Annotated in this window: 4 protein-coding genes; 3 read left to right on the top strand and 1 reads right to left on the bottom strand. The window is 71.7% G+C overall.

Annotated features, from left to right (window positions below):
• Positions 1–200: hypothetical protein (locus NBX02_RS06185; RefSeq protein ID WP_250290385.1), on the bottom strand; the 200-nt coding region annotated here is incomplete at its 3' end.
• Between the two features lie 680 nt (positions 201–880).
• Here NBX02_RS06185 and NBX02_RS06180 point away from each other — a divergent pair.
• From NBX02_RS06180 to NBX02_RS06170, 3 genes are all read left to right on the top strand, one after another.
• Positions 881–1336 (top strand): ATP-binding protein, encoded by a 456-nt coding sequence (locus NBX02_RS06180; RefSeq protein WP_250290383.1) that lies wholly within the window; start codon positions 881–883, stop codon positions 1334–1336.
• Between the two features lie 840 nt (positions 1337–2176).
• Positions 2177–2758 (top strand): hypothetical protein, encoded by a 582-nt coding sequence (locus tag NBX02_RS06175; RefSeq protein WP_250290381.1) that lies wholly within the window; start codon positions 2177–2179, stop codon positions 2756–2758.
• A 6-nt stretch (positions 2759–2764) separates the two neighbouring features.
• Positions 2765–3697 carry a hypothetical protein gene (locus NBX02_RS06170; RefSeq protein WP_250290379.1) on the top strand — a complete coding sequence of 311 codons (933 nt, stop codon included), beginning with the start codon at positions 2765–2767 and terminating at the stop codon, positions 3695–3697.
• Positions 3698–3845 lie beyond the last annotated feature (148 nt).

Here is a 3845-nt window from a genome sequence, read left to right as displayed (position 1 = left end):
CTCCCGCACCGCGGCCGGGGGGCCAGCAGCCGGTGACGGGCCCGCAGCCGGCGCGGCAGCGGCCCGCCGAACCGTTCCAGCAGCCACCCGCCGAACCGTCCCGGCAGCGGCCCGCCGAACCGTTCCAGCAACCGCCCGCCGAACCGTTCCAGCAACCGCCCGCCGAACCGTTCCGGCAGCCACCCACCGAACCATCCCACCAGCGGCCCGCCGAACCGTTCCGGCAGCGGCCCGCCGAACCGTCCCAGCAGCCGCCGGTGCGCGAGCCACAGCCCTGGCCGCTCGTGCCGGGGCCGGGGCCGGGGGCCGGCGGCCAGCCGTCGGCGTACCCGCCCAGGGAGGCGGTCATCCCCACGTCCCGTGCCGCGCCGTTGATCTCCGGGCCAATGGGTATTCCACCCACCCGCTCGGCGGGCCGGCCGCGTCCGGGGCTGGACCCCGCACGCCAGCCGTACGCCGCCGCGTCACATCCCGGCGGTGATCCGGGTGCCCAGCCAAACACCCGGCGCCCGGAAGCCGCAGGCCCGGGGATGCCACCTCACGCCGTGGCTCAGGACGACACGATCAGTGACGGAGAAAGCGCCCGCTGGCCCGGCTACGGCCACATCCTCGATGGCATCGACGTGATCTGACCTCGCCGAAACCCCCCGGCAGCACAGGAAAAGCATGATCGTACTGACGGTGTCCCGCCGGGCGCGGGCCGACCGGTCGTGCGTACGGGGCGGTTCGGGGCCCGCCGAGTAACCCGACGGTCCGTGACAGGTCGGTGTCGGCAAGGTTTGAATGCAGACGGCATGTGGCATGAACGCGACGACGGCGACGGACCCAAGGCGATGTTCGACGGTGCGGCCGTCGGCGGTTACCCGTGGAGGGTTGAGGCGTGGCCGAAGCTCTTACCGCACGCTTCGATCTTCCCGCCAACGCCCGCGCTGCCGGGCGGGCCCGGCGCCTGGTCAACGAGGTCCTGTCGACCTGGGGCCGCGAGGAGGACGCCGAGGTCGCCCGCCTGCTGGTCAGCGAGGTCGTCACCAACGCCGTACGTTACACCAGGTCGGACGATCCGCTGCACGTCCAGGTCGTCGCGCAGAAGGACCGGGTCCGGATAGCGGTCGGCGACGGCAGCACCACCCACCCGGTGCTGCGGCCCATGCGCGACGACGACGAGTCCGGCCGCGGCATGCACCTGGTGGCCGCGCTCGCCAGCGAATGGGGCGTGGTGGACAAACCCGCCAACGACAGCCCCGGCAAACACGTCTGGTTCGAACTCGCCGCCCCCGTCCGCCCCCGCATCCCCGCCGACGCCACCCGCTCCCCCGCCTTCCACCTCTTCCGCTGAACGCTCTTCCGCTGAGCGACACCTCCCCCGGCTCCCGGAGATCCCCTGGCTCCGGCAAGCGAGGAGCATCCCTGGCATATGCCGCGACAGCAATATTCGCATCCTCCGTGTGAGATGATCGTCACCATCACCGGATGGCACAGAAACCACGGGGGCGCGGGATCGTGCGGGAACGTCTGCTGGTGCGGCTACGAGCACGGCTTGAACAGGCCGCTGCGGGAGATCCGAAAGGAATCTTGGATCCACAGGCACTAACCGAGGTGCGCGCCCTACTGAAGACGATCGACGATCCAGCCACCGACCTGGAAGCTGCTGACACGGCTGGATGGCTGCATTGGGAGACCCCGGTCAACTGGACGAGGCGATCGATCTGCTCACCCGGACGCTGGCGCTCACTCCCGCCGACCATCCCAACCTCGCCATATACCTGTCCAACATCGGCCTTGCCCTGCGCATCCGGTTCGAGTGGGCCGGGAAGATAGCGGACCTCGACGCCGCGATCATTGCTGGCCAGGAAGCAGTCGCGACCACCCCCACAGACCCCCCATGTCGCAGCCTCCTGAAAACTGACCCCCTGAGTGGCCGATCAGTGACCAGCATGCTGTGGAGATCGCCGAGCACATCTACACCCTCCTCGGCACCAACGGCACCGACGCGGACAATGTGGCCGTCGCGGTGCATACGGCGACCCGGCGACTCCGTAGCCGGTGGCCACACGAACCGTCGGTGTGGGCGTCACACATCCATGCCGGTGCCTGACGCGCCGTAGCCGCCTGGACGGTGCACATCCCGGGCCGGCACCCCGGCATGGAACGACGCACGGTACGACGAGGAGAACTGATGGGCATCGACGATGGCGAGACCAGCGGCGGAGTGAACGAGATCAAGGGGGTGCTGGAGGCGGCCCGGGCGATCCGCCCCTATCTGGACGAGCTGGTCGGCTCGGCGGCCGCCGATCTGGACCGCAGCCTCACCCACCAGCTCACCGCCGGCACCACCGCATCCGGTGCCACCGCTGGCGCCACCACTGCCGGCACCACCGGCACCGGCACCACCACCTCCGGCGTCACCACCGCCGACACCAGCGGCACCGCTGCCGCCGGCACCACTGCCGACCGGCTGGCCACCATCGACCAGGCTGCGGTCGCCGGCCGGCTCCGTGAGCTGCTTGACGGGGACGAGACCACCGCGTGGTTCCTCCGCACGGTCCTGGAGGACGCGCCGCGCTACCGGCCGCCCTACTTCCAGCCCCGTTACCTGTACCGGCAGACCGGTGGCGCGCTCGTCCTGCCGGGCGATCCCGGCCCGGTCGAGGCCAGCCGCTACGTCTGCCCGCGCGGCGACTACGCCTGGTACCGGCCCGAAGTCGGCGCCGCGATCCCGCAATGTCCCACCCATCAGGTCCATCTGGTGCGAGGCTGACACCCGATGCTGGGGGCGTTCTGGGACGCGGTCGGGGGGAAGCTCGCCGACCGTTGGGCCGCCGTCACCGCCCCCGCGCTGGTCTTCTGGCTGGCCGGGCTCGCCGCCTGGACCCGCCACCGCGGGGATCTGCACACGCTGAGTGAACAGACCGACTGGCTGGACCGGCAGTCCCCGGCCGTGCAGACCGCCGCCATCCTCACCGTCCTGCTCGCCGTGGCAGCCTCCGGCATCCTCGTCGCCCGCACCGCCACCCCGGTGCTGCGGCTGCTGGAGGGCTACTGGCCTGCCTGGGCCGGCCCGCTCCGCCGCCGGCTGGCCGGCTGGCTCGCGGCCCGCGCCACCGCCGACCAGGACGCCTGGCAGGCCGCCTACGCCCGCGTCCGGGCGCCGAACACCCCCACCACCGACGAGCTCGCCGTCTACACCCGGCTGGAACGCCGCCGCCGACGCCGCCCGGCCGCCTCCGGCTACTTCCTGCCCACCCCGATCGGGAACATCCTGCGCGCCGCCGAACGCCGCCCGCTGGACAAGTACGGCCTGGACGCGATCATCCTGTGGCCGCGGCTGTGGCCGGCGCTGCCCGAGACCACCCGCGCCGACCTGCTCGCCGCCCGCGCCAGCCTGGACGCGGCGGTCACCACCGCGGTGTGGGGGCTGCTGTTCTGCGCGTTCACCCCGTTCACCTGGCTGGCGCTGCCCGTCGGGCTCGCCGTCGCCGTCGGCAGCGTGGTGCTGGTGGTCCCGGCCCGGGCGCAGACGTTCGGCGACCTGGTCGAGGCCGCCTACGACCAGCACCGCGTCCTGCTCTACACCCAGCTGCGCTGGCCGCTCCCGGCCAGCCCGGCCGCCGAACGCGCCGAGGGCGCCCGGCTGACCGCCTACCTGTGGCGGGGCTCCGACGACACTCACCCCACCTTCACCCCGCCCCCCGGCTAGAGCGCCGGTCAGGGAACCATACGTATCCCCCCTGAACGATGGCACGCGTCGATGGACGTCGGCCACCGGAGAAGATCGGCATAATTTTGTCGTTGTGTACGCTTTTGCGGCCAAAAAGCGTACACAACGACAAACTCTCCTGGATCAT

Source organism: Protofrankia sp. CiP1_Cm_nod1 (assembly GCF_920888515.1).
Classification (GTDB): Bacteria; Actinomycetota; Actinomycetes; order Frankiales; family Frankiaceae; genus Protofrankia.
Note: the sequence above shows the minus strand (reverse complement) of the source record. Positions and strands in the feature narration are given on the sequence as shown.

Bases quoted from the DNA above. Each gene is read 5' to 3' on its own strand.
- NBX02_RS06175 (WP_250290381.1), top strand. From the start codon at position 2,177: ATGGGCATCGACGATGGCGAGACCAGCGGCGGAGTGAACGAGATCAAG.
- NBX02_RS06170 (WP_250290379.1), top strand. From the start codon at position 2,765: ATGCTGGGGGCGTTCTGGGACGCGGTCGGGGGGAAGCTCGCCGACCGT.